Origin of the sequence: Robinsoniella peoriensis (assembly GCF_000797495.1) — a bacterium.
Classification (GTDB): domain Bacteria; phylum Bacillota; class Clostridia; order Lachnospirales; family Lachnospiraceae; genus Robinsoniella; species Robinsoniella peoriensis.
This window is the reverse complement of record NZ_JTGN01000014.1, coordinates 145,315-169,059: the sequence shown is the minus strand read 5'-3', so window position 1 is coordinate 169,059 and position 23,745 is coordinate 145,315. Positions and strand designations below refer to the sequence as shown.

The 23,745-nt window shown below is 42.5% G+C and carries 15 protein-coding genes, 1 rRNA gene and 2 pseudogenes; 15 read left to right on the top strand and 3 right to left on the bottom strand.

All coding sequences use genetic code 11. The annotated features are described in order from the left end of the window. Together QR40_RS24150 and QR40_RS24145 are read left to right on the top strand one after the other, a co-directional pair. Positions 1 to 196, top strand: a 23S ribosomal RNA gene (locus tag QR40_RS24150); the annotation flags it as partial. A gap of 191 nt (positions 197 to 387) precedes the next feature. Beyond that, complete coding sequence (locus tag QR40_RS24145; protein WP_044297121.1) at positions 388 to 978, top strand: sugar O-acetyltransferase; 591 nt, start codon at positions 388 to 390, stop codon at positions 976 to 978. 216 nt (positions 979 to 1,194) lie between these two features. Here the strand turns inward: QR40_RS24145 and QR40_RS24140 are convergent, their stop codons facing one another. Continuing rightward, positions 1,195 to 1,731, bottom strand: coding sequence for a PadR family transcriptional regulator (locus QR40_RS24140; RefSeq protein WP_027294793.1), 537 nt, complete (start codon positions 1,729 to 1,731; stop codon positions 1,195 to 1,197). Positions 1,732 to 2,180: 449 nt separating this feature from the next. Here QR40_RS24140 and QR40_RS24135 point away from each other — a divergent pair, with 449 nt between their 5' ends. From QR40_RS24135 to QR40_RS24110, 6 genes are all read left to right on the top strand, one after another. After that, positions 2,181 to 4,178 (top strand): FAD-dependent oxidoreductase, encoded by a 1,998-nt coding sequence (locus QR40_RS24135; protein WP_044297120.1) that lies wholly within the window; start codon positions 2,181 to 2,183, stop codon positions 4,176 to 4,178. 151 nt (positions 4,179 to 4,329) lie between these two features. Further along, a complete protein-coding gene (locus QR40_RS24130; protein WP_044297104.1) occupies positions 4,330 to 4,854 on the top strand; it encodes a hypothetical protein in 525 nt (174 codons plus the stop codon). Between the two features lie 247 nt (positions 4,855 to 5,101). Further along, a complete protein-coding gene (locus QR40_RS24125) occupies positions 5,102 to 5,740 on the top strand; it encodes a type I phosphoribosyltransferase (RefSeq protein WP_027294790.1) in 639 nt (212 codons plus the stop codon). Positions 5,741 to 5,984: 244 nt separating this feature from the next. Beyond that, positions 5,985 to 6,590 (top strand): imidazole glycerol phosphate synthase subunit HisH, encoded by a 606-nt coding sequence (hisH, locus tag QR40_RS24120; RefSeq protein ID WP_027294789.1) that lies wholly within the window; start codon positions 5,985 to 5,987, stop codon positions 6,588 to 6,590. A gap of 13 nt (positions 6,591 to 6,603) precedes the next feature. Beyond that, a complete protein-coding gene (gene hisF / locus QR40_RS24115) occupies positions 6,604 to 7,365 on the top strand; it encodes an imidazole glycerol phosphate synthase subunit HisF (protein ID WP_044297103.1) in 762 nt (253 codons plus the stop codon). A 12-nt stretch (positions 7,366 to 7,377) separates the two neighbouring features. Beyond that, positions 7,378 to 8,052, top strand: coding sequence for a uracil-DNA glycosylase (locus QR40_RS24110; RefSeq protein ID WP_027294787.1), 675 nt, complete (start codon positions 7,378 to 7,380; stop codon positions 8,050 to 8,052). Positions 8,053 to 8,211: 159 nt separating this feature from the next. On the opposite strand, the gene QR40_RS24105 is transcribed toward QR40_RS24110, so the two are convergent. Further along, a complete protein-coding gene (locus QR40_RS24105; RefSeq protein WP_242858582.1) occupies positions 8,212 to 12,468 on the bottom strand; it encodes a 2-hydroxyacyl-CoA dehydratase in 4,257 nt (1,418 codons plus the stop codon). A 286-nt stretch (positions 12,469 to 12,754) separates the two neighbouring features. Here QR40_RS24105 and tgt point away from each other — a divergent pair, with 286 nt between their 5' ends. The 4 genes from tgt to QR40_RS24085 all read left to right on the top strand — a co-directional run bounded on the left by tgt (position 12,755) and on the right by QR40_RS24085 (position 18,897). Next, entirely contained in the window at positions 12,755 to 13,897 is a 1,143-nt protein-coding gene (tgt, locus tag QR40_RS24100) for a tRNA guanosine(34) transglycosylase Tgt (RefSeq protein ID WP_044297102.1), read from the top strand. A gap of 82 nt (positions 13,898 to 13,979) precedes the next feature. Beyond that, positions 13,980 to 14,288 (top strand): preprotein translocase subunit YajC, encoded by a 309-nt coding sequence (gene yajC, locus QR40_RS24095; protein WP_044289468.1) that lies wholly within the window; start codon positions 13,980 to 13,982, stop codon positions 14,286 to 14,288. A 181-nt stretch (positions 14,289 to 14,469) separates the two neighbouring features. Beyond that, positions 14,470 to 15,903, top strand: coding sequence for an extracellular solute-binding protein (locus QR40_RS24090; protein WP_027294783.1), 1,434 nt, complete (start codon positions 14,470 to 14,472; stop codon positions 15,901 to 15,903). Positions 15,904 to 15,915: 12 nt separating this feature from the next. Beyond that, positions 15,916 to 18,897 (top strand): EAL domain-containing protein, encoded by a 2,982-nt coding sequence (locus QR40_RS24085; RefSeq protein WP_044297100.1) that lies wholly within the window; start codon positions 15,916 to 15,918, stop codon positions 18,895 to 18,897. A gap of 37 nt (positions 18,898 to 18,934) precedes the next feature. Here the strand turns inward: QR40_RS24085 and QR40_RS33345 are convergent. Further along, positions 18,935 to 19,102 (bottom strand): annotated as a pseudogene (locus QR40_RS33345) (DUF6783 domain-containing protein). On the opposite strand from QR40_RS33345, the pseudogene leuB reads away from it, so the two are divergent. The 3 genes and pseudogenes from leuB to ilvB form a co-directional block, all read left to right on the top strand. Continuing rightward, positions 19,025 to 20,233 (top strand): annotated as a pseudogene (gene leuB, locus QR40_RS24080) (3-isopropylmalate dehydrogenase); the annotation flags it as partial. The pseudogenes QR40_RS33345 and leuB overlap by 78 nt on opposite strands. Before the next feature lie 67 nt (positions 20,234 to 20,300). Beyond that, the gene (gene ilvD / locus QR40_RS24075) at positions 20,301 to 21,971 is read left to right on the top strand and encodes a dihydroxy-acid dehydratase (RefSeq protein ID WP_044297098.1); all 1,671 of its coding nucleotides are present in this window, start codon (positions 20,301 to 20,303) and stop codon (positions 21,969 to 21,971) included. Positions 21,972 to 21,986: 15 nt separating this feature from the next. Further along, positions 21,987 to 23,660: a biosynthetic-type acetolactate synthase large subunit gene (gene ilvB / locus QR40_RS24070; protein ID WP_044297096.1), complete on the top strand. Its 1,674-nt coding sequence runs from the start codon at positions 21,987 to 21,989 to the stop codon at positions 23,658 to 23,660. Positions 23,661 to 23,745 lie beyond the last annotated feature (85 nt).

The window sequence follows — 23,745 nt, the reverse complement described above, 5'->3', positions numbered from 1 at the left end:
ACCAAGAGCATGGCCGGGTAGCCAAGTCGGGAAGGGATAAACGCTGAAGGCATCTAAGCGTGAAGCCCCCCTCAAGATGAGATATCCCCCGCATAAGCGGTAAGACCCCTTGAAGACGACGAGGTAGATAGGTTAGAGGTGGAAGTGCAGTAATGTATGGAGCTGACTAATACTAATAGGTCGAAGGCTTATCCATAAGGTTTAGGATAATGTCAATAAAGTTGATATGATCAACGAAGTTGGTAATGCAAGAACGGATGATAATTTGATGAATTTCTGTGTGTGATTTTGAAGGTATATGCATGTGAGGCAGCTAAAGATAGCTGCTTTTTTTGTATAAAATTTAATTATAAAGATGATGCAAAATCCAATATCAGGGAGAGTCCTATGACAGAACGAGAAAAAATGCTGGCAGGAATGCTTTATGATTGTGGAGATGAAGAATTAATTACACAATGGCATAAAGCAAAAAATTTAATTAGAGATTATAATCAACTTAATTCACAAGACATTATTGAAAAAGACAAGATTTTAAATGAATTATTAGGAGGCAGAGGTCGAAATCTATGGATTACGGCTCCATTTTATGTTGATTATGGCAATAATATTTATTTTGGAAACAATTGTGAAGTGAATATGAATTGTACTTTTCTGGATGATAATCGGATTATGATTGGAGATAATGCATTAATAGCTCCAAATGTACAGATTTATACCGCTTTTCACCCTATAAATGCAAAAGATCGGTTTGGAGATATAAAAGAAGAAGGATTTGAATTTTGCAAGACCATGACGGCTCCCGTAATTATTGGAAACAATGTCTGGATTGGAGGGGGCGCTATTATTCTTCCGGGAGTGGAAATTGGTGACAATGTAGTAATAGGAGCAGGCAGTGTGGTAACCAAATCCATCCGGGAAAATTCCGTGGCACTTGGAAGTCCCTGCAGAGTAGTTAGGGAAAATAAGAATCAAGAGTAATATAAAAGTTTTGGAATGAAATATATTTTTAAATATGATGTTTTACGTTCGGTGTAGAGTAAGCTATGGTTACAATTGTTACCTTAACTTACTTTACGCCTTTTTGTTTTTCAGCAGTGGCGGTACCACATATGCAATGCTCTTATATACTCTTCTTCCGCCATGCCTGTGTTCGCCCGTGGGCAGGGCACCACATGTGTAATGTTCTTCTATACTCTATACTTCTAATAATTCCAGTGATTCTGTTATCCAGTCCAATGTCATGTTTTCCCGCATAATTGCACTTCGCAAAATCAGATAATCTCCAAAAGCAGATGTTCCTGGTTTTGGAAGTTCCTGAAATTCAGCCATATTTTTTTCCAGGTTTTTTAGTTTTTCGAAATGTTTTGACTGTTCACTGAGAAACATGTCTTTCATTTCCGCTGTTGTGTAATTTTCACAGAAATAAATGCGAAGCCGGAATTTATCTTTTGGGGTAGGATCTAAGGGCTCATCTTTAGAGAGCCAGTTCATCAGATCGGCTTTTCCGGCTTCTGTTATGGTATAGCGCTTTTTTTCCTGAATTGTGCCGGTTATTTCCACTTCACATGAAATCAATCCTTCGTTACATAATTTGTTTAGTTCAGGATAAATCTGGCTGTGTTTTGCATACCAGAAGTTATTAAGAGTTTGATTAAAATATTTCATAATGTCATAGCCGGTGGATGGGGAGCGATTAATTATTCCCAGTAAAGCATATTTTAGTGTTCTCATTTAGAAAGACTCCTTATGAAGTTATATAGTAATTTTAATTATTAATATCATTTCAGGTATCAGATCAATACCATCATACCTTCTTGCTTATTTTATCATAGTTTTCTTTAAAAATATAGACATATGAAAAAAATATATAAATATAAACATGTAAATATTGACATAGTTTAAAAGGAGTTTTATAATGAAGCTAATTTAAATGAAAGGAGTGGAGCAAGATGTATGTTAAGGATAGTATTTTAAAGGTGGTAGAAACTATTCGAAGTGAGGTTAAAAGGGAGGGGAAATGCTGACAGCATTTGCTGCCAGATATTTAGCATAACCTAGGAAGAACACAAAGTATGTTATAAGATATTAAGCAAAACCCAGGAAGAACACAATGTATGTTATAAGATATTTAGCATAACCCAGGAAGAATACAAAGTATGTTTAAGAAATGGAGAATAAATATGAATCAGAAATATAAGAATTTATTTACACCGGTGAAAATCGGGAATGTACAGCTGAAAAACAGGTTTGCCATGGCGCCTATGGGACCGCTGGGATTGGGAGATTTTCAGGGAGGATTTAATCAGCGAGGTATTGATTATTATGTAGAACGTGCCAAAGGAGGAACGGGCCTGATCATTACCGGCGTAACCTTTGTGGATGAAGAGATTGAGCAGCATGGTGTTGGCAATACACCGTCGCCCACGTTTAATCCGATTCAGTTTATCCGTACTGCAAAAGAAATGACGGAGCGTATTCATGCTTACCAGGCAAAAGTGTTTTTACAGATGTCCGGTGGTTTTGGACGTGTTACGATACCTACAAATCTTGGAGAATTTCCTCCGGTTGCACCGTCTCCGATCCAGCATCGCTGGCTGGATAAGACTTGCAGGGAGATTACTGTCCAGGAAATACATACCTTAGTGAAGCAAATGGGAAAAGGTGCGTACAATGCAAAGCGTGCAGGATTTGACGGCGTTCAGATTCATGCGGTACATGAAGGGTATTTAATTGATCAGTTTGCCATCGCACTTTTTAATCATAGAGAAGATGAATATGGCGGCTCCCTGGAAAACAGGCTTCGATTTGCAAAGGAAATTGTGGAAGAGATCAAACGGACCTGTGGAGCGGATTTTCCGGTTACACTGCGCTATTCACCGAAAAGTTTTATAAAAGATTATCGGAATGGTGCATTGCCGGGAGAAGTATTTGAGGAAAAGGGACGTGATCTGGAAGAGGGAATAAAGGCGGCAAAAATGCTGGAAGGATACGGTTACGATGCCCTGGATGTAGATGTTGGTTCTTACGATTCCTGGTATTGGAGCCATCCGCCGATGTATCAGGAAAAAGGACTTTACAGACCATATGCAAAGCTTATGAAAGATACCGTACAGATCCCCATTATCTGTGCAGGAAGAATGGATAACCCGGATATGGCATCGGAAGCAGTTGAAGACGGAACCTGCGATATGGTATCTCTTGGCAGACCGCTGCTGGCAGACCCGGACTATGTACAGAAGCTGCGAAGTGGAATGGAGAAGAGAATCCGTCCCTGTATTTCCTGTCAGGAGGGATGTATGGGAAGAATCCAGCAATATTCTGCATTAAACTGTGCGGTGAATCCCCAGGCAGCGCGGGAACGTGTAAATGCTTTTACACCGGTATTTCGTCCGAAAAAAATCCTGATAGCCGGAGGCGGGGCAGCTGGCTGTGAAGCGGCCAGAGTATTGGCAATCCGCGGACATCAGGTGGCGCTGTATGAAAAAGGAAAAGCGTTAGGCGGCAATCTGCTGGCAGGTGGAGCACCTGATTTTAAAGAAGATGATATTGCATTGGCGAAATGGTATGCGGGAGAGCTTCAGGAATTAAACGTAGAGGTACATTTAGAGACGGAACTAACAAGAGATATGGTATTAGAAAAGAATGCGGACTGTGTTATTGTGGCAACCGGATCAAAGCCGAAGGTATTTTCACTTGGGGATGATGACCATACCTATACAGCATCTGAGGTACTACTGCAGGAAAAAGAAGTTGTGAATACCTGTGCAGTAATCGGAGGAGGCCTGGTTGGCTGCGAGACAGCCCTTCATCTTGCGAAACAGGGAAAGAAAGTGACTATACTGGAAGCCCTTGATAAGATCATGGAACTCAATGGTCCGATCTGTTCGGCAAATAAGGAGATGCTGGAAAAACTGCTGCCGTTTTACAATGTTGAAATTTGTACCGGGGCCAGGGCAAGCTCTTTTGCGGATGGAATTTTAACATATGAAACAAAAGAGGGTACAAAAACATTGACCTGTGACAGTGTGATTTTATCAGTAGGTTATCAGGAAGAAAATTCCTTATATAAAGAGTTAGAAGAACTTCTGCCTGAAATATACCTGCTTGGAGATGCGAAAAAAGTAAGTAATATTATGTATGCGGTTTGGGATGCATTTGAGGTTGCTAACCACATATAAGAAGTGTATAGGCCGGATAAATAAGGAATCCACAATTAACAGCTTCTGCATTAACAGCTATCTGCGGTTGTCTTTCTCGTAAAGATACGCTATAATTACAAACGTAGCAAATACGGGAGTAAAGATGATATAAATAGAAAGGATTTTTGGCATGTTAAAGACAATTTTAGATAAAGTAGAGGAAGCTGACCATATTTTAATAGGAATAGGAACTGATTTTAAGGGAGCTCATAAAAAAGAGGATGTAAAAAGGGCATATGATAAATTAAAAGAGCTGGTTGGAGGTAAGTCATATTTTGTAGTGACCTTGAATACGGATGATTTCATTTATGAATCTGATCTGGAGAAGGAGCGGATTGTGGCACCCTGCGGGAGTGATGCGGCAAATAATGTGGTCACCAATGAGAATTATGATGAATCGATCTATCTTCCCCAGTGGGAGGTGTATACAAAATGGCTTCAGAATACGCTGAACAGAAAGCTTTGCATTCTGGAATTAGGTGTAGGATTCCAGTATCCTTCTGTTATCCGCTGGCCCTTTGAAAAAACGGCATATTTTAACCAGAAATCCAGTTTCATACGGGTTCATGACAAATTAGCGCAGCTGACACCGGAGATCCGGGAGAGAAGTATTTCTGTCAGTCAGAATCCGGTTAGTTTATTGATTGAAGAATAAGATTATGTAAAATTTAGAATTCATATCTAATAAAAGGAAAACTGCACATTGTTGTGAAAATATATGTGATAAACATGAAATTATCTTTCTAATTAAGGATAAATATGGTAAAATATTTCTGGAACCTGTTTAGATAAGCATGGAAAAGTACTCATCAATCTGAAAGTCTTGATCAAAGCAATGATTAATTTCTAAACAGCTTTTTGTTGATGAACCGGATCATGTATTGAAATAAGGAGGATTGCGTATGGAAACACGTGCAGTAAAAATTAAGTCAAAAGCAAATTCAATGGTAGCGATTAAGGTCATCCAGGGACATTTTGCAACAAATCATTCTCATATCAATTATTATATTGACATGACCACTTTAAAGGCAAGACAGAGTGAAGCGGCTGCTGCGGCAGAACTTCTGGCGAGAAAGTATGAGATGACGACTTTTGTGGATACGATTGTCTGTATGGATGGCTGTGAAGTAATCGGGTCATACCTTGCCCAGCAGCTTAGCCAGGCAGGCATTATGTCTATGAACCAGCATAAGACCATTTATATCGTTACACCGGAACTGCATACAGGCGGTCAGTTGATTTTCCGGGATAACATGCAGATGATGATCCGCGGAAAGCATGTGGTTCTCTTACTATCCTCCATTACAACCGGTAAGAGCATTAGCAGAAGCCTGGAGTGCATCCGGTATTACGGCGGAGAGATTGCGGGAATTTCTGCAGTTTTCAGCGCGTACCATCCAAAAGATGTGGAGATTAACTCTATTTTTACGGAGAAGGACATTCCGGATTATCAGACCTATGATTTTTCTGCCTGTCCGATGTGTGCCAGAAAAGTTCCTGTGGATGCGATTGTAAACAGTTATGGATACTCGAAGATATAAAGGTGTATGGACTTGAGCCTGTCCCTTGCCAAAGGTGACTTTAACTGGGCAGGCGGAGTTACTGTATATAGGCTTGCCTGTGAACAGTAATTATTTTACCGCGATACAGTGCGAAATTCGTCGATTTGGAATTGTATCTTGAAAATAAATATGATAAACTGTAAAGGAATGCTGCAAAATAGAGGCGGCATTCCTTTTTCAATGGATTTTAGAATAATGATAACCCGGATAAGGAAGTGACAACATGATAGCGATTATTGATTATGATGCAGGTAATTTGAAAAGTGTAGAAAAGGCTTTGATGCACCTTGGAGAAAATCCGGTAGTATCAAGGGACAGAGAGGTAATTCTAAAGGCGGATAAGGTTATTCTGCCCGGTGTTGGCTCCTTTAAGGAGGCAATGGAGAGATTAAAGGAATATAAATTAGTTGACGTGATTCATGAAGTGGCAGATATGCAGAAACCTTTTCTTGGAATCTGCCTTGGTTTGCAGCTACTGTTTGAGAGCAGTGAAGAGAGCCCGGGCGTAGATGGTCTTGGCATATTGAAAGGCAGGATTGTGCGGATTCCGGATAATCATGATTTGAAAATTCCCCATATTGGCTGGAATTCTTTGAAATATCCCAATGAGGGAAAGCTTTTTGCGGGACTTGAAGAGGATGCGTATGTTTACTTTGTACACTCTTATTATCTGCAGGCAGAGGAACCGGAAACAGTGGCTGCTACTACCTGGTATGGAACGGATATCCATGCAGCTGTGGAAAAGGGAAATGTGTTTGCCTGTCAGTTCCATCCGGAGAAAAGCAGTGATACAGGACTTCAGATACTGAAAAATTTTGCAGGGTTATAGGAGGATATTTAAGATGTTTACAAAAAGAATTATTCCCTGTCTGGATGTACATAATGGACGTGTGGTAAAAGGTGTTAATTTTGTCAACCTGAAGGATGCAGGGGATCCGGTTCAGATTGCGGCGGCATATGATAAGGCCGGTGCTGACGAGGTCGTATTTCTGGATATAACGGCTTCTTCCGATGCAAGGGAGACTGTTGTGGACATGGTTCGGAAAGTGGCTGAAAATGTCTTTATTCCCTTCACAGTGGGTGGTGGAATCCGTTCGGTAGATGATTTTAAGGCTCTTCTTCGGGAAGGTGCCGATAAAATTTCAATCAACTCCTCTGCAATTGACAATCCCAGTCTGATCAGTGAAGCGGCAGACAAATTTGGCAGCCAGTGCGTTGTGGTGGCAATTGATGCCAGAAAGCGGGAAGATGGCTCAGGCTGGAATATTTATAAAAACGGCGGCAGAATTGATGTGGGAATGGATGCTGTTGAGTGGGCAATGAAAGCAGATAAAATGGGGGCGGGTGAAATCCTGCTGACCAGTATGGACTGTGACGGGACAAAAGCGGGATATGATTTAGAGCTTACCAGAACCATTGCAGAAAATGTTTCCATTCCGGTTATCGCATCGGGTGGAGCCGGAACCATGGAGCATTTTTACGATGCATTAACAGAAGGAAAGGCAGATGCAGTTCTGGCGGCATCGCTGTTTCACTATAAAGAACTCGAGATAAAAGAACTAAAGAAATACCTGGCAGGAAAAAATGTGCCGGTAAGATTGTAAGGAGGAGTGAGTATGCCACCAATCAGTAACGACTGGTTAGTACCTTTAAAACCGGAATTTAAGAAACCATATTATGCAAATCTTTATAAGAAAGTAATGGAAGAGTATCAGACAAGACTGATCTTCCCGGCAGCAGATGATATCTTCAATGCATTTGCATTTACGCCTTTAGAACAGGTGAAGGTCGTGATTTTAGGACAGGATCCCTACCATGGGGACGGTCAGGCACATGGGCTTTGTTTTTCCGTAAAGCCTGATGTGGAGATTCCGCCGTCGCTTGTGAATATCTATCAGGAACTGAGGGATGATGTGGGCTGTTATGTTCCAAATAACGGACATCTGACCAAATGGGCAAAGCAGGGTGTTCTGCTTTTGAATACGGTTTTAACCGTAAGAGCGCATCAGGCAAATTCTCACAGAGGAATCGGCTGGGAAGAGTTTACTGATGCGGCAATCCGCATATTAAATCAGCAGGACAGACCAATTGTATATATCCTTTGGGGACGTCCTGCCCAAATGAAAAAGGCTATGCTTAATAATCCGAAACATCTGATTCTGGAAGCGCCGCATCCAAGTCCGCTGTCTTCCTACAGAGGTTTTTTTGGCAGTAAGCCTTTTAGTAAGACCAATGCATTTCTTAAAAGTAATGGGATGGAAACAATTGACTGGCAGATTGAGAATATCTGATGGTTTGCTGTATCCAGGGATCGAAGCTTAAAACAAGAAATCCTTGATTTGGATTATAAAATTGCATTATGAAATTAGAAAAGAGAAAGAAATCCCACGACTAGCGGATTTCTTTCTCTTTTAACTTCTATTACATTTACTATAAATGGATTCCGAAACTTATGCATCCATTTCTTTTTTTAGATTTTTCTGAGCCGTGGAAAGCATCAGTTTAATACGGTTCAGCTGGTTAACCTCACTTGCTCCCGGATCATAATCAATTGCCACGATATTAGAAAGCGGGTATCTGTGCCGCAGTTCTTTGATAACGCCTTTCCCTACGACATGGTTTGGCAGGCATCCAAATGGCTGGGTACATACAATATTATTGGTACCGCTGTGTATCAGTTCCAGCATTTCTCCGGTCAGGAACCAACCTTCTCCGGTCTGGTTTCCAATAGAGACAATTGGATTAGCAAATTCAGCCAGATCCTCAATTTTTGCCGGTGCATGGAAGTGAACGCTTTTTTCAAGTTCTTTGGAAGCGGCACTTCTTATAAATTCAAGTGCCTTGATACCTGCGTTTGCAAACTGGGCGGAGGATTTCTTCATCCCTAAGTTTTCTGCTTTGAAATTGGTGTTATAGAAACAGTAGAGCAGGAAGTCCATCAGATCCGGCACAACTGCTTCCGCACCTTCCGCCTCTAAAAGTTCAACCAGATGGTTGTTGGCAGCGGGCAGGAATTTAACCAGAATCTCACCTACGACGCCGACTTTCGGCTTTCTGATATCCAGGATAGGCAGTGCATCAAAGTCTCTGATTAACTGGCGGCATAACTTTTTAAATTCCAGGAAAGACGGATGGCGCTGGGAGATAAACCGCATGCAGCGTTCTTCCCATTTCTGGTGCAGCGCATTGGCACTTCCTCTTACTTTTTCATAAGGACGCATACGGTAGAGGCATCGCATGAATAGGTCACCGAATACTACGGCATACAGTCCTTTGGTTATCAGGGAATAGTTGATTTTAAATCCAGGGTTTTTCTCAAGTCCGCTTAAGTTAATGGAAATAACCGGGATATTCGGGTAACCTGCTTTTTCAAGGGCACGGCGGATAAAACCAATGTAATTACTTGCCCTGCAGCCGCCGCCAGTCTGGGAAATCAGGACTGCTGTTTTATCCAGGTTGTATTTTCCGGAGTGTACGGCATCCATAATCTGTCCCACTACGATCAGTGATGGGAAGCAGGCATCGTTATTCACGTATTTCAGACCCATGTCAATTGAGGCCTTATCATCTGTATTTAATACCTCTAACCGATAGCCGGAAGTGTTGAAAGCGGCTTCCAGAAGACCAAAGTGAATCGGTGACATCTGGGGACAGAGGATCGTGTAATCTTTCTTCATCTGCTCGGTAAAAACAACGCGTTTCATATTAGCCGGCTGAATACAGCGGCATATTTTACGTTCTTCTCTTACGCGGATAGCAGAGAGAAGTGAGCGGACACGGATTCTGGCAGCTCCCAGATTGTTTACTTCATCGATTTTCAGGCAGGTGTAAATTTTACCTGAGTTGGCGAGAATGTCATTCACCGAATCGGTGGTAACGGCATCCAGCCCGCAGCCGAAGGAGTTTAACTGGATAAGATCCAGATTTTCCGTAGTCTTAACATAGTTCGCAGCAGCATAGAGCCTGCTGTGGTACATCCACTGATCCATAACAATTAAGGGACGTTCCGGCTGATTTAAGTGGGAAACACTGTCTTCGGTCAGAACGGCTACTCCATAGGAGTTGATCAGTTCGGGAATACCGTGATTAATTTCAGAATCGATGTGGTATGGCCGGCCGGCAAGGACAATTCCGTGTCTTCCGGTTTCCTTTAAATAGGCAATGGTTTCTTCCCCTTTGCGGTACATTTCAAGCCTTGTACGCTCCAATTCATCCCATCCTGCCTGTACAGCTGATTTGATCTCCGCTGCCGGAATACGCGGAAAGGTTTTGTATAACTGTGAGCAGATGGTTTCTACACTGGTAAATGCCAGGAACGGGTTGGAGAAGTTAATCTTTTCAGTCTTAATTTCTTCAATATTATTTTTGATATTCTCTGCATAAGAGGTTACAATCGGACAGTTGTAATGGTTGTTAGCTTCCGGGAATTCGTTCCGTTCATAAGGAATACATGGGTAAAAGATGAAGTTAATTCCCTGACGAATCAGCCAGGTCACATGACCATGAGCTAATTTTGCCGGATAACATTCCGATTCACTTGGTATGGATTCAATGCCAAGTTCATAAATCTTATGGGTGGAAGGAGGGGAGAGCACAACTTTGTATTTCAACTGGTTAAAAAATGTAAACCAGAACGGGTAATTATCATACATGTTCAGAACCCTTGGAATACCTACGGTGCCGCGGACTGCTTCGTCCTCTTCCAGCGGTGTATAGGAAAACATCAGTTTATTTTTAAAGTCAAACAGGTTTGGAATATTGTCTTTATTTTTCTCTTTTCCAAGACCGCGTTCACAGCGGTTGCCGCTTACAAACTGGCGTCCGCCGGTAAAACGGTTTACCGTCAGGCGGCAGTGGTTGGTACAGCCTTTGCATTTCGCCATAGTAGTAGTGAACTGCAGCTTATTGATCTTGTCGATAGAAAGCATGGTAGTTTCTTTATTTTCGTCATAACGTTCTCTGGCGATCAGAGCGGCACCAAATGCCCCCATGATACCGGCAATATCCGGTCGGATTGCTTCACAGTCTGCGATCTTTTCAAAGCTTCGCAGAACAGCATCGTTGTAGAAAGTACCACCCTGAACCACAATATGACGTCCCAGTTCTGAAGCATCTGAGACCTTAATAACTTTATATAATGCATTTTTAATAACAGAATAAGCAAGGCCGGCAGAGATATCGGAGACATCTGCACCTTCCTTTTGTGCCTGCTTTACCTTGGAGTTCATGAATACGGTACATCTGGTACCAAGGTCAATGGGATGCTTCGCAAAAAGAGCGGCTTTTGCAAAATCCTGTACGCTGTAATTCAGGGATTTGGCAAAGGTTTCTATAAAGGAGCCGCATCCGGAGGAGCAGGCTTCATTTAACTGCACGCTGTCAACGGTATGGTTCTTGATTTTAATACACTTCATATCCTGGCCGCCAATGTCCAGGATACAGTCAACTTCCGGGTCAAAGAAAGCTGCAGCATAATAGTGGGAAACCGTTTCCACCTCGCCTTCATCCAGCATGAGAGCGGCTTTTATCAGAGCTTCCCCATATCCCGTAGAACAGGAGTAGGCGATAACTGCAGAATCCGGCATCAGGGAATAGATTTCTTTGATTGCGGAAATCGTAGTGTTCAATGGACTACCGTTGTTGCTGCTGTAAAATGAATATAATAGAGAACCGTCTTCGCCTACGAGAGCAGCCTTTGTTGTTGTTGAGCCGGCATCGATGCCCAGGAAGCAGAGCCCTTCATAAGAACTCAGGTCATCTGTTACCACGTTATAGTTACTCTGTCTTACGTTAAACTTCGCATAATCTTCTTCCGATTCAAACAGTGGTTCCATTCGTGCCACTTCAAACTCCATCTTAATGGCAGAGGAGAGCTTCCCGGTCAATGCTTCCAATGAAGTTAAAACCTTTGGATCATGATTCAGTGCCGAACCAATCGCTGCAAACAAATGGGAATTGTTTGGCGTAATCGCATGTTCGTCATCCAGGTTTAAAGTACGGATAAATGCCTGCTTTAACTCGGAAAGGAAGTGAAGCGGTCCTCCCAGAAATGCTACGTGGCCGCGAATCGGTTTTCCGCAGGCGAGACCACTGATGGTCTGGTTTACAACAGCCTGGAAAATAGATGCGGATAAATCTTCTTTTGTTGCCCCTTCATTGATCAGAGGCTGGATATCTGATTTCGCAAAAACTCCGCAGCGGGCAGCAATCGTATAAAGAGAGCTGTAGTTTTTCGCGTACTCATTCAGTCCCGTAGCATCTGTCTGAAGGAGGGATGCCATCTGATCAATAAAAGAACCGGTACCTCCGGCACAAATACCGTTCATACGCTGTTCCACGCTGCCGCCTTCAAAGTATATAATCTTAGCGTCTTCGCCGCCAAGTTCAATGGCAACATCGGTCTGCGGTGCATAATCCTGAAGCGCTGTAGACACAGCGATTACTTCCTGGACAAATGGAACACCCAGGTGTTTGGCGAGGGTAAGTCCCCCGGAACCGGTAATCATAGGAGCCAGGGAAAGTTCCCCCAGCTGGTTAAAAGCTTTTTTTAATAAAGAAGACAAGGTCTCCTGAATATTGGCATAATGTCTTTCATAGTCTGAAAACAACAGATTCCGGTTGTGATCCAGAATTGCAATCTTAACAGTGGTAGAACCAATGTCAATTCCCAGACTATGTAAGGCAGTTTCATTTATATCGTTTTGCATTTATGTGCCTCCAATCTATGTGAGAGTTGCTGTGCAGCAGGCCAGAACAGCATGAATAGCCAAAGAGGCCGGCTGGTATACTACATCTTGTATGGCATTGAATACCACGCTACATTATACGACAAATCAAATTAAAATACAATCCTAAATTGCGGAAATGATTTCCTATTAAAAGATGATTAAAAGATGTCGGATTGCAAAACTTGTACTTTAAGGAAAGATATGTTAAAATACTCTGGAATGTTTTTTAACATAAACTAAAATAAACATAAAGCAGGTAATATCAATGTACAAACTTATAAAACAAGACGGTAAAGCAAAAAGAGGCGAGCTGCACACGGTACATGGAGTTATTCAGACTCCGGTATTCATGAATGTGGGGACTGCAGCGGCGATTAAGGGAGCTGTGGCAACAACGGACCTCCAGGAGATCGGTACGCAGGTAGAACTTTCCAATACCTATCATCTGCATGTACGTCCAGGCGACGATGTAGTCAGGAAAATGGGCGGACTGCATAAATTCATGGTATGGGACAAACCTATTTTGACCGATTCCGGCGGATTCCAGGTGTTCTCCCTGGCCGGACTTCGTAAGATAAAAGAAGAAGGCGTATATTTCAGTTCCCATATTGACGGCAGAAAGATATTTATGGGACCGGAAGAGAGCATGCAGATACAGTCGAATCTGGCATCTACCATTGCCATGGCATTTGATGAATGTCCATCCAGTGTGGCAAGCAGAGAATATGTACAGAATTCTGTTGACCGTACCACAAGATGGCTGGCAAGATGTAAGGAAGAGATGGCACGACTGAACAGCCTGGAAGATACCATTAATAAAGACCAATTATTATTTGCGATAAATCAGGGGGCGATTTACGAAGATATCCGTATTGAACATGCGAAAACGATTGCACAGATGGATCTGGACGGATATGCAATCGGCGGCCTGGCAGTAGGAGAAACACATGAGGAAATGTACCGGATACTGGACGCGGTGGTACCGCACCTTCCTTTGGAAAAGCCAACCTATCTCATGGGAGTGGGAACACCGGCAAATATTTTAGAAGCAGTAGACCGGGGGGTGGATTTCTTTGACTGTGTATACCCCAGCAGGAATGGACGCCATGGGCATGTCTATACCAATCAGGGCAAGCTGAATCTGTTTAATGCAAAATTCGAACTGGATGACAAGCCAATAGAAGAAGGCTGCCAGTGTCCGGCGTGCCGGCATTACAGCAGAGCATATATCCGCCATTTGTTAAAGGCGAAGGAAATGCTGGGAATGCGGCTGTGCGTACTTCATAATCTGTATTTCTACAATCACATGATGGAAGAAATCCGGGAAGCGATAGAACAGGGACGGTACGCAGAGTACAAAAAAGCCAAATTAGAGGGTTTTGAACAGGGAAACATTAAAATTCGCTAAATTATTAAAAAATACTTGATGATTTGGCAGAATTTGTGTATTATGTAATTTATGAGTGAAAAAGAAATGGAGGAAGTCACACATGAGTAATGTTTTGAGTGCCGGCGGAGCTGCAGGTGGAATGGGTCTTTTAATTCTCTACGTAGTAGTAATTGGTGCAGCAATGTACTTTTTTGCTATCAGACCGCAGAAGAAGGAGCAGAAGAGATTAAATGCAATGCTGTCTGATCTTGCTGTAGGAGATAGTATCGTAACTACCGGAGGATTTTACGGTGTTATAATTGATATTACAGATGAAGACGTGATTGTAGAATTTGGAAGCAATAAGAATTGCAGAATTCCAATGAGAAAAGCTGCAATTGCAGAAGTTGAAAAGCCAGAAGCTGAATAAGGTTTATTGAAGATACCGGGATGCCGGTATCTTTTTTGTTGTGAATTTTCTGGAATTGGGAGCAATAATATTATCCTTTCATCCAAATATAATGGTATCTCAGTTGGTAAAAATATGATATAATAGCCTCTATATGCATCCTTAAATAAAAAGAGATTATAATACGGAAAGAGTGAAAATTATGAAAAAGAAATTGTTGGCTTTTGGGATTGCAGCAGGGTTATTTGCAGTTGCATTAGGTGGGTGTAGTTCAAAAGGAAAAGTAAAGTTAGATCCAAAGAATCCGGTGAATATTGACATCTGGCATTATTACAGCGGAAACCAGCAGAATGCGCTGGACAATATGATTAAAGAATTTAACAGCACGGTTGGACTGGAAGAAGGAATTGTTGTAAGTGCTTTAAACTGCGGGAGCATACCGGAGTTATCGGAAAAAGTGCTGGATACTGCTAACAAGAAAGTCGGAACTTCCGATATGCCCAGTATTTTTCTGGGTTATACCAATACGGTGTATGAAATAGATAAAAAGGGTCTGGTTGCAAATTTAGATGATTATCTGAGTAAAGAAGAACTGGAACAGTATGACCCGGCTTATATTGAAGAAGGACGAATGGGAGAAAAGAATGAATTGAAAATTTTCCCAACGGCGAAGTCAACAGAGATGATGATGCTCAATAAGACAGACTGGGACAAGTTCGCTGCGGAAACAGGGGCAGATATAAATGAACTAGGGACATTAGAAGGATTGATTGACGTTTCGGAACAATATTATGACTGGTCCGGCGGAAAGGCATTCTTTGGCAGGGATGCAATGGCGAATTATCTACTCATTGGAGCAAAACAGCTTGGGACAGAAATTTTTAAAGTGGAAAATGGAAAAGTGGAGTTTCAGCTAGACAAAGAAGTGATGAAAAAGATCTGGGACGGCTACTATGTTCCTTACATAAAAGGTTATTTCGGAGCCTATGGCAAGTTCCGTTCCGATGATGCAAAAGTAGGGGATCTTCTGGCTTTTGTTGGCTCTACCACATCCGCTACTTATTTTCCGAAAGAAGTCTTTATCGATGACAGCAACAGCTATCCGGTTGAAGCAATGGCATTAAAAGCTCCGGTTTTTGAAGGCGGAGAAAACTATGCGGTACAGCAGGGAGCGGGCATGGCAGTTACCAAATCCACGCCGGAAAAAGAGTATGCTTCCGTAGAATTTATGAAATGGTTCACAGATACTGAGCAGAATATGGCTTTCTCCATTGAATCTGGATATCTTCCGGTTAAAAAAGAAGCAAAGACAAGTGAAAAGTTGAAATCAACCCTGGCAAATTATGAGGATGGGAAAATTGATTCCGTTATGAAAGAAACTCTGAATATTGCATTTGAGATGTCCGATACTTACAAATTTTATACAGCCAAAGCTTTTGAAGGAAGTGAAACAGCCAGGGATATTCTGGAATACAGTTTGTCGGATAAGGCAAAGGAAGACAAGCAGGCTATTGATGCATTGATAAAAAATGGTACGGGCAGGGATGAAGCAATTGCCAAATATAATACACAGGAAAATTTTGAAGCATGGCTGAGCCAGTTAACAGAGAAGTTGGAGACAACGCAGGCCAATTAATGGGGAAGTAAGATGAAAAGATCAAAAACATCATTATTGAAGAAAATTTTAATTCCAATTTTGATCGTCATGCTATTTCAGGCAGGATTGTTTTACTGCGTTGTTTTTGAAAGCGGAACGATGGACAAGCTGAAGAATAATTCTTTTCATATCTTTAGTGAAAAAGTGAATAACCGTAGAAATTCTCTCCAAAACGATATGATATCAAGGTGGGGGAATGTCAAAGGTACTTCGGAGGATATTACATCAGCGGTTCAGACAATTTTAAGCAAACAGGGGAAGACACCTCAGGATATTGTGATGAACAGTGAATGCAGCAAAGAAATTTTAAATAAAATTTCAGACTATCTGTTGGAAATGATGAGAAGGAATGTGGTAAGCGGTGCATTTGTTATTTTTAACGGAGATGGAAGCGATGACAAAAGTGGAATCTATTTCAGGGATTCCGACCCGACTACCACCACAGGAGATTATTCAGACCTGCTTGCACTTCGGGGGCCTTCCTATATCACCAATAAATATCGTATTGCTCTGGATCGTTTTTGGACTCCGGGCTTTCAGATGGATGAGAGTGATACGGATGATGCCTTTTATTACCGCCCGTTTGAGGCGGCAAAAGAACATCCGGAAATTGAAAGTAAAGATCTTGGATACTGGAGCAGCCCATTTTACCTGAATAAAAGTGAAGCAGGAGATTCCGTTCCAATTATTACCTATTCCGTACCCATTATACTGGGGGGAGAACCAATCGGTGTTATGGGTGTGGAAATGTCTCTGGATTACCTGAATACAGAACTGCCTTTTAAGGAATTGGACAACCAGAACTATGGAAGTTATATACTGGCCATGGGGCAAAGTGAAAGTGATGTCGAAGAGGTTCCTCTGACCTACCGCTTAATTACCCAGACCGGAATTATGTCAAAACAACTGTTCCCGGAAATCGGCGGGCAGCTGGAACTGGAAGATAACCTTACGAATAACTATTTTTACCCAATTAAATCAGACGGTAAGAAAACTTATGGATGCGTGCAGACGATAAAACTGTATAATACACATACGCCCTTTGAGAATGAACAATGGGTTTTAATTGGTGTTGTTTCTGATGATCATCTGCTTTCCTTTTTTTATAGTTTCCGTACCAGTATTATGGTGATGATCATACTTTCGCTGCTGATTGGTGTTGCAGCAAGTTTTGTAGTGTCGAAACTGGTAGCGAATCCCATTACGGCGCTCAGCAGAAAGTTGAAAACACTGAATCCGGATAAACCCATTCATCTGGAAAGACTGGAAGTATCAGAAATAGATGAACTGTCAGATACAATTGAAAATCTCAGTGTGGAAGTGGCGAATAATGCCAATAAACTTTCTACAATCCTGGCAATGACAGATATTAAAATGGGCGCCTGTGAATATAATCATGAGAAGCCCGAAAGAGTATTTTGCACCGAGCAGTTTTGTGAAATCCTGGGAATTGAAAAGGATGAAAATTATGTAGAATCAGGTAAGGTGAAAGCGGCTATTAGAAAATTGCTGCCTTATCTGGTCAGCAGGGATAAGAATGAAGGGGTATATATCCTGCATATAGATGAAGCAAAGTACCCTTACTGGCTGAGAGCCAAGGTAGTTACAAAAGAAGGCAGAACCCTTGTTGTCCTTACTGATATCAGTAAGGATATGGAAGAAAAGATAAAGATAGAGCATGAAAGGGATTATGATATCCTGACTAATCTCTTTAACCGCAGGGCATTCTGTGCCAGACTGGACCGGCTGTTTGAAGAACCCCAGAAGTTGAAACAGGGCGCGATGGTAATGCTGGATCTGGACAATCTGAAGTATGTAAATGATACTTACGGTCATGATTATGGTGACGAATACATCAGACTGGCGGCAGATGTATTAAAGAAATATCCGGATCCCCAGTCAGTTATTTCCAGACTGTCGGGAGATGAGTTTATGATCTTTGTTTATGGCTATCAGAATCAGGAAGAGATCCAGCAGAAATTTGCAGAAATGTTTGCAAAATTCAAGGACGCGAAGATTACGTTCCAGGATATGACTTCCATTCAGGTAAGGGCTTCCGCCGGTATTGCAGCATATCCTAAAGATGCGGTAAATTATCATGATCTGATCCGGTATGCGGATTTTGCAATGTATCTGGTCAAAAAGACCAACAAAGGGCAGATGGAAGCTTTTAACGTGGATATCTATAATAAAGAATCTTATCTGTTACAGTGTAAAGAAGAACTGAATAAGCTGATTGAAGAAGAACTGCTGGATTACATGTATCAGCCGATTGTCTCTACAACTACCGGAGCGGTATTTGCCTATGAAGCACTGATGCGGCCCCGGACAACAAATATCAAAACGCCGTTTGAGCTTTTAACATTGGCAAGGGCGCAGTCGAAACTGCATGAAATTGAACGGCTGACCTTTTCAAAAGCACTGGAAGGATTTGTTAAGCTAAAGGAATCTTCCGGAGACGGCAGGCTGTTCATAAATTCCATTGCCAACCAGTGTATGAGTGAAAAAGAAATCGCTGACATTGAATCTCAGTACGGAAAATATTTATCCAGGATTGTTTTAGAAATTACGGAGGAAGACAAACTGGATGCACCGCTTATGGAGCGGAAGAAGGAAGCATTAAAATCCTGGGGAGCACAGCTTGCAATTGACGATTTTGGAACCGGATATAACTCCGAAGGAGTTCTCTTAAGTATCCGTCCGGATTATATTAAGATAGACAAATCCCTTGTAGAGGGTATCTGCCAGGATAAAAATAAACAGATGCTGCTGCGCCACCTGGTTACTTATGCACAGGAACATCAGATTAAAACCATTGCGGAGGGGGTAGAAACGGCAGATGAAATGAAGGCTCTGATTCTGGAAAAGATTGATTACCTGCAGGGGTATTATCTGGCAAGACCTGGATTTATTCCACCCGAAATACCGGAAAAAGTACGCAGGCAGATCATAGATTTAGGAAAAAATCGGTAAAAATAGGGATTATAGTTGAAAAGTGCATAAAAATGCATTATGATATTGGATAAAGATTAGAGCGTGATTGAAAATTCATTCCTGCCATCTGCACGCCCCACTTTGCGGCATATTTGCCCGGAATTCAGGTTACGTAGCCCGCTACGCGCCCTTCATCCGGGACAAATCTCCCACAAACTGTGACGCACAGCTGCCAGAAAGCAATTTTAAAACACGCTCTAGGATAAAAAGAAACAGAAGGGAAGATATCACTATGAATTTTCAAATTGCATTGATTCCGGGAGATGGAATCGGACCTGAGATTGTGGGGGAAGCAAAAAAGGTACTGGACGCGGCAGGCAAAAAATATAATTTCGCGTTAAATTATACAGATGTACTATTAGGCGGAGCATCCATCGATGTCCATGGTATTCCGCTGACTGATGAAGCTGTACAGACAGCGAAGTCAAGTGACGCCGTATTAATGGGTTCCATTGGAGGAGATGCAGCTGTGTCTTCCTGGTACCAGTTACCGCCGGACAGAAGACCGGAAGCCGGACTTTTAAAAATCCGTAAAGAATTAAATCTGTTTGCCAATCTGCGCCCGGCATACCTCTATGAAGAGTTAAAGGCAGCATGCCCCCTTCGTGATGATATTATCGGAGAAGGCTTTGACATGATGATTATGCGGGAACTGACCGGAGGACTGTATTTCGGAGAGAGAAAGACAGTTGAAGAAAACGGCATTAGAAAAGCAATGGATACCCTTACATATGACGAAAATGAAATCCGCAGAATTGCCAAAAGGGGATTTGATATTGCCAGAAAGAGAAGAAAGAAAGTGACCAGCGTGGATAAGGCTAACGTGCTTGATTCTTCCAGGCTGTGGAGAGCAGTAGTGGAAGAAGTGGCTAAGGATTATCCGGACGTTGTTTTAGAGCACATGCTGGTAGATAACTGTGCAATGCAGCTGGTGAAAGATCCGGGACAGTTTGACGTGATTCTCACAGAAAATATGTTTGGTGATATCTTATCCGATGAAGCAAGCATGGTAACCGGTTCCATCGGAATGTTGTCTTCTGCAAGTTTAAATGAAACAAAATTCGGACTTTATGAACCAAGCCATGGTTCTGCACCGGATATTGCCGGTATGGACATTGCCAATCCAATCGCCACTATTTTATCAGCAGCGATGATGCTTCGTTATTCACTGGATCTGGATGAAGCGGCAGATGCCATTGAAGAAGCAGTCAGACAGGTATTAAAAGATGGATTCCGTACCGGAGACATTATGTCAGCGGGATGCACTAAGGTTGGATGCAGGCAGATGGGAGACTTGATTGCTGAAAGAATTTAGATAAATTAAAATTACGGATCCGGCAGTCAGCCGGATCTGATATAACAAACAGATAAGGAGATCAGACATGAAGAGTGATGCAGTAAAAAAAGGGATGCAGCAGGCACCCCACCGGTCATTATTTAATGCCCTGGGCATGACAAAAGAAGAGATGGACAGACCGCTGATTGGTATTGTCAGTTCTTTTAACGAAATTGTTCCGGGACATATGAATCTGGATAAAATTGTTGAAGCGGTAAAACTGGGTGTTGCAATGGCAGGCGGTACGCCAAGAGTATTCCCGGCAATCGCAGTATGCGACGGGATTGCAATGGGACATATTGGAATGAAATATTCCCTGGTAACCAGAGATTTAATAGCAGATTCAACAGAGGCTATGGCGATTGCCCATCAGTTTGACGCACTGGTATGCGTACCAAACTGTGACAAGAATGTACCAGGGCTTTTAATGGCCGCTGCGCGCGTCAACATACCCACAGTGTTTGTCAGTGGCGGACCAATGCTGGCTGGGCATGTACACGGACAGAAAACAAGCCTCTCCAGCATGTTTGAAGCAGTAGGTACTTACGCTGCCGGAAACATGACGGATGAAGAAATCGACGAATTTGAATGCAAGGCCTGCCCAACCTGCGGTTCCTGCTCCGGAATGTATACAGCTAACAGTATGAACTGTCTGACAGAAGTACTGGGCATGGGGCTTGGAGGAAATGGAACGATACCGGCAGTCTATTCCGATCGTATCCGTCTTGCAAAACACGCCGGAATGAAAGTAATGGAAATGTTAGAGAAAAATATCCGCCCACGGGATATCATGACAAAAGATGCATTTATGAATGCGCTGACGGTAGATATGGCACTGGGATGTTCCACCAACAGTATGCTGCATCTTCCGGCAATTGCCCATGAAGCGGGAGTGGAATTAAATTTAGATATAGCAAATGAAATCAGTGTAATTACACCAAATCTGTGCCATCTGGCACCAGCCGGACATACCTATATTGAAGAATTGAATGAAGCCGGAGGGGTTTATGCGGTTATGAATGAACTGGATAAGAAAAACCTCCTCCATACAGATCTCATTACCGTTACCGGCAAGACAGTAAAAGAAAATATTGAAAATTGTAAGAATCTCAATCCGGAAGTAATCCGTCCAATTGAAAATCCTTATAGTGAAACCGGTGGTATTGCAGTATTAAAAGGTAACCTGGCACCGGATTCCGGTGTTGTAAAACGTTCTGCAGTGGCTCCTGAAATGATGGTACATGAAGGACCGGCTAGAGTATTTGACTGTGAAGAAGATGCCATTGACGCAATTAAGAACGGTAAAATTAATGCAGGAGATGTGGTAGTCATCCGATATGAGGGACCAAAAGGGGGACCGGGTATGCGTGAAATGTTAAACCCGACTTCTGCAATCATGGGAATGGGCCTGGGTTCCAGCGTAGCACTGATAACAGACGGACGTTTCAGCGGTGCCTCCAGAGGAGCGGCAATAGGACATATATCACCGGAAGCGGCAGTAGGTGGACCGATTGCCCTGGTGGAAGAAGGAGATACGATCCGGATCAATATCCCGGAAAATAAACTGGACTTCGTAATTTCTGAGGAAGAACTGGAAGCAAGAAGGGCAAAATGGCAGCCGAGAACACCAAAGATTACTACAGGCTATCTGGCACGCTATGCAGCAATGGTTACTTCCGGCAACCGCGGCGCAATCCTGGAAATACCAAAGAAATAGAAAAGAGGTAAGCAGATGAGATTAACAGGTTCTGAAATCGTAATAGAATGTTTAAAAGAGCAGGGAGTAGATACCGTATTCGGATATCCGGGCGGTACCATCCTCAATATTTATGATGCATTATATAAGCATGACGGAGAAATCCGTCATGTCCTCACCTCACACGAGCAGGGAGCAGCCCACGCTGCAGACGGATATGCCCGTGCAACCGGAAAAGTCGGTGTCTGTATGGCAACTTCCGGACCGGGTGCTACGAATCTGGTAACCGGCATTGCGACAGCATATATGGATTCTGTTCCCCTGGTGGCAATTACGGCAAATGTTGCGGTACCCCTTCTTGGAAGGGACAGCTTCCAGGAAATTGACATTGCAGGTGTGACAATGCCGATTACCAAACATAATTTTATTGTAAAAGATGTAGAAAAACTGGCTGAGACCATCCGCCGTGCATTTATCATTGCAAAAGAAGGAAGGCCGGGACCGGTTCTGATTGATATTACCAAAGATGTTACGGCAAATGAAACAGAGTTTGAAATGGTAAGACCGGAACCCATTGAACGTAAAACAGACTATATCAAAGAAGACGATCTGGAGGCAGTAATCGCCTTAATTAATAAATGCAAAAAACCATTTGTATTCGTAGGCGGAGGAGCAGTAATTGCAGAAGCATCGGAAGAATTAAATGAATTTGTGGAGAAAGTGCATGCACCGGTTGCAGATACCCTGATGGGAAAAGGTGCATTTGACGGAACCAGCGAACTGTACTGCGGTATGCTGGGAATGCACGGGACAAAGACATCCAACTTTGGGGTTACCCAGTGCGACCTTCTCATTACCATCGGTGCAAGATTCAGCGACCGTGTTGTGGGGAAGGCTGAACGATTTGCAAGAAATGCAAAGATTGTACAAATCGATGTAGACCCGGCTGAAATAAATAAAAATATCATAGTAAATGAAAGCATTATCGGCGATGTAAAAGAAGTACTAAAGAGGTTGAATGCCAGAATTGAAGAACATCGTCATGACGAATGGCTGGCTCAGATTGCAGATCTGAAGCAGAGATTTCCATTAAAATATAATGAAGAAGGCTTAACCGGCCCTTATATTGTAGAAGAAATCTACCGTGTAACCAAAGGGGATGCGGTGATTACCACAGAAGTAGGACAGCATCAGATGTGGGCGGCACAGTATTACAAATACAAAGCGCCCCGCACGTTTATTACTTCAGGCGGGCTTGGAACCATGGGATATGGTCTGGGTGCCAGTCTTGGAGCAAAACTGGGATGCCCGGATAAAACGGTTATAAATATTGCAGGAGATGGCTGTTTCCGTATGAATATGAATGAAATTGCTACCGCAGCAAGATATAATATTCCGGTCGTTCAGGTTGTTATCAACAATCATGTTCTTGGAATGGTACGCCAGTGGCAGACATTGTTCTATGAGAAGCGTTATTCACATACCATATTAAATGACGCCGTTGATTTTGTAAAGCTGGCAGAAGCCATGGGAGCCGTTGGAATTCGTGTTACGAAAAAAGAGGAAGTAGCCCCCGCTCTTGAAAAGGCAATTGGCCTTGGAAAACCGGTTGTAATCGATTGTCAGATCGATTGTGATGATAAAGTATTCCCGATGGTACCGGCAGGTGCTGCGATAGAAGAGGCATTTGACCAGGATGATTTAAAATAACCTATTGACTATTTTTTAGCATAGCGATAAAATAGTGCTTATGAGTCCGATTTAGGATGGTAAAGTAAAAAAGTGTTTAATTATG

Excerpts from the sequence above, each read along its gene's own strand:
- QR40_RS24145 (WP_044297121.1), top strand. The coding sequence starts at position 388 with ATGACAGAACGAGAAAAAATGCTGGCAGGAATGCTTTATGATTGTGGA.
- QR40_RS24140 (WP_027294793.1), bottom strand. The coding sequence starts at position 1,731 with ATGAGAACACTAAAATATGCTTTACTGGGAATAATTAATCGCTCCCCA.
- QR40_RS24135 (WP_044297120.1), top strand. The coding sequence starts at position 2,181 with ATGAATCAGAAATATAAGAATTTATTTACACCGGTGAAAATCGGGAAT.
- QR40_RS24130 (WP_044297104.1), top strand. The coding sequence starts at position 4,330 with ATGTTAAAGACAATTTTAGATAAAGTAGAGGAAGCTGACCATATTTTA.
- QR40_RS24125 (WP_027294790.1), top strand. The coding sequence starts at position 5,102 with ATGGAAACACGTGCAGTAAAAATTAAGTCAAAAGCAAATTCAATGGTA.
- hisH (WP_027294789.1), top strand. The coding sequence starts at position 5,985 with ATGATAGCGATTATTGATTATGATGCAGGTAATTTGAAAAGTGTAGAA.
- hisF (WP_044297103.1), top strand. The coding sequence starts at position 6,604 with ATGTTTACAAAAAGAATTATTCCCTGTCTGGATGTACATAATGGACGT.
- QR40_RS24110 (WP_027294787.1), top strand. The coding sequence starts at position 7,378 with ATGCCACCAATCAGTAACGACTGGTTAGTACCTTTAAAACCGGAATTT.
- QR40_RS24105 (WP_242858582.1), bottom strand. The coding sequence starts at position 12,468 with ATGCAAAACGATATAAATGAAACTGCCTTACATAGTCTGGGAATTGAC.
- tgt (WP_044297102.1), top strand. The coding sequence starts at position 12,755 with ATGTACAAACTTATAAAACAAGACGGTAAAGCAAAAAGAGGCGAGCTG.
- yajC (WP_044289468.1), top strand. The coding sequence starts at position 13,980 with ATGAGTAATGTTTTGAGTGCCGGCGGAGCTGCAGGTGGAATGGGTCTT.
- QR40_RS24090 (WP_027294783.1), top strand. The coding sequence starts at position 14,470 with ATGAAAAAGAAATTGTTGGCTTTTGGGATTGCAGCAGGGTTATTTGCA.
- QR40_RS24085 (WP_044297100.1), top strand. The coding sequence starts at position 15,916 with ATGAAAAGATCAAAAACATCATTATTGAAGAAAATTTTAATTCCAATT.
- ilvD (WP_044297098.1), top strand. The coding sequence starts at position 20,301 with ATGAAGAGTGATGCAGTAAAAAAAGGGATGCAGCAGGCACCCCACCGG.
- ilvB (WP_044297096.1), top strand. The coding sequence starts at position 21,987 with ATGAGATTAACAGGTTCTGAAATCGTAATAGAATGTTTAAAAGAGCAG.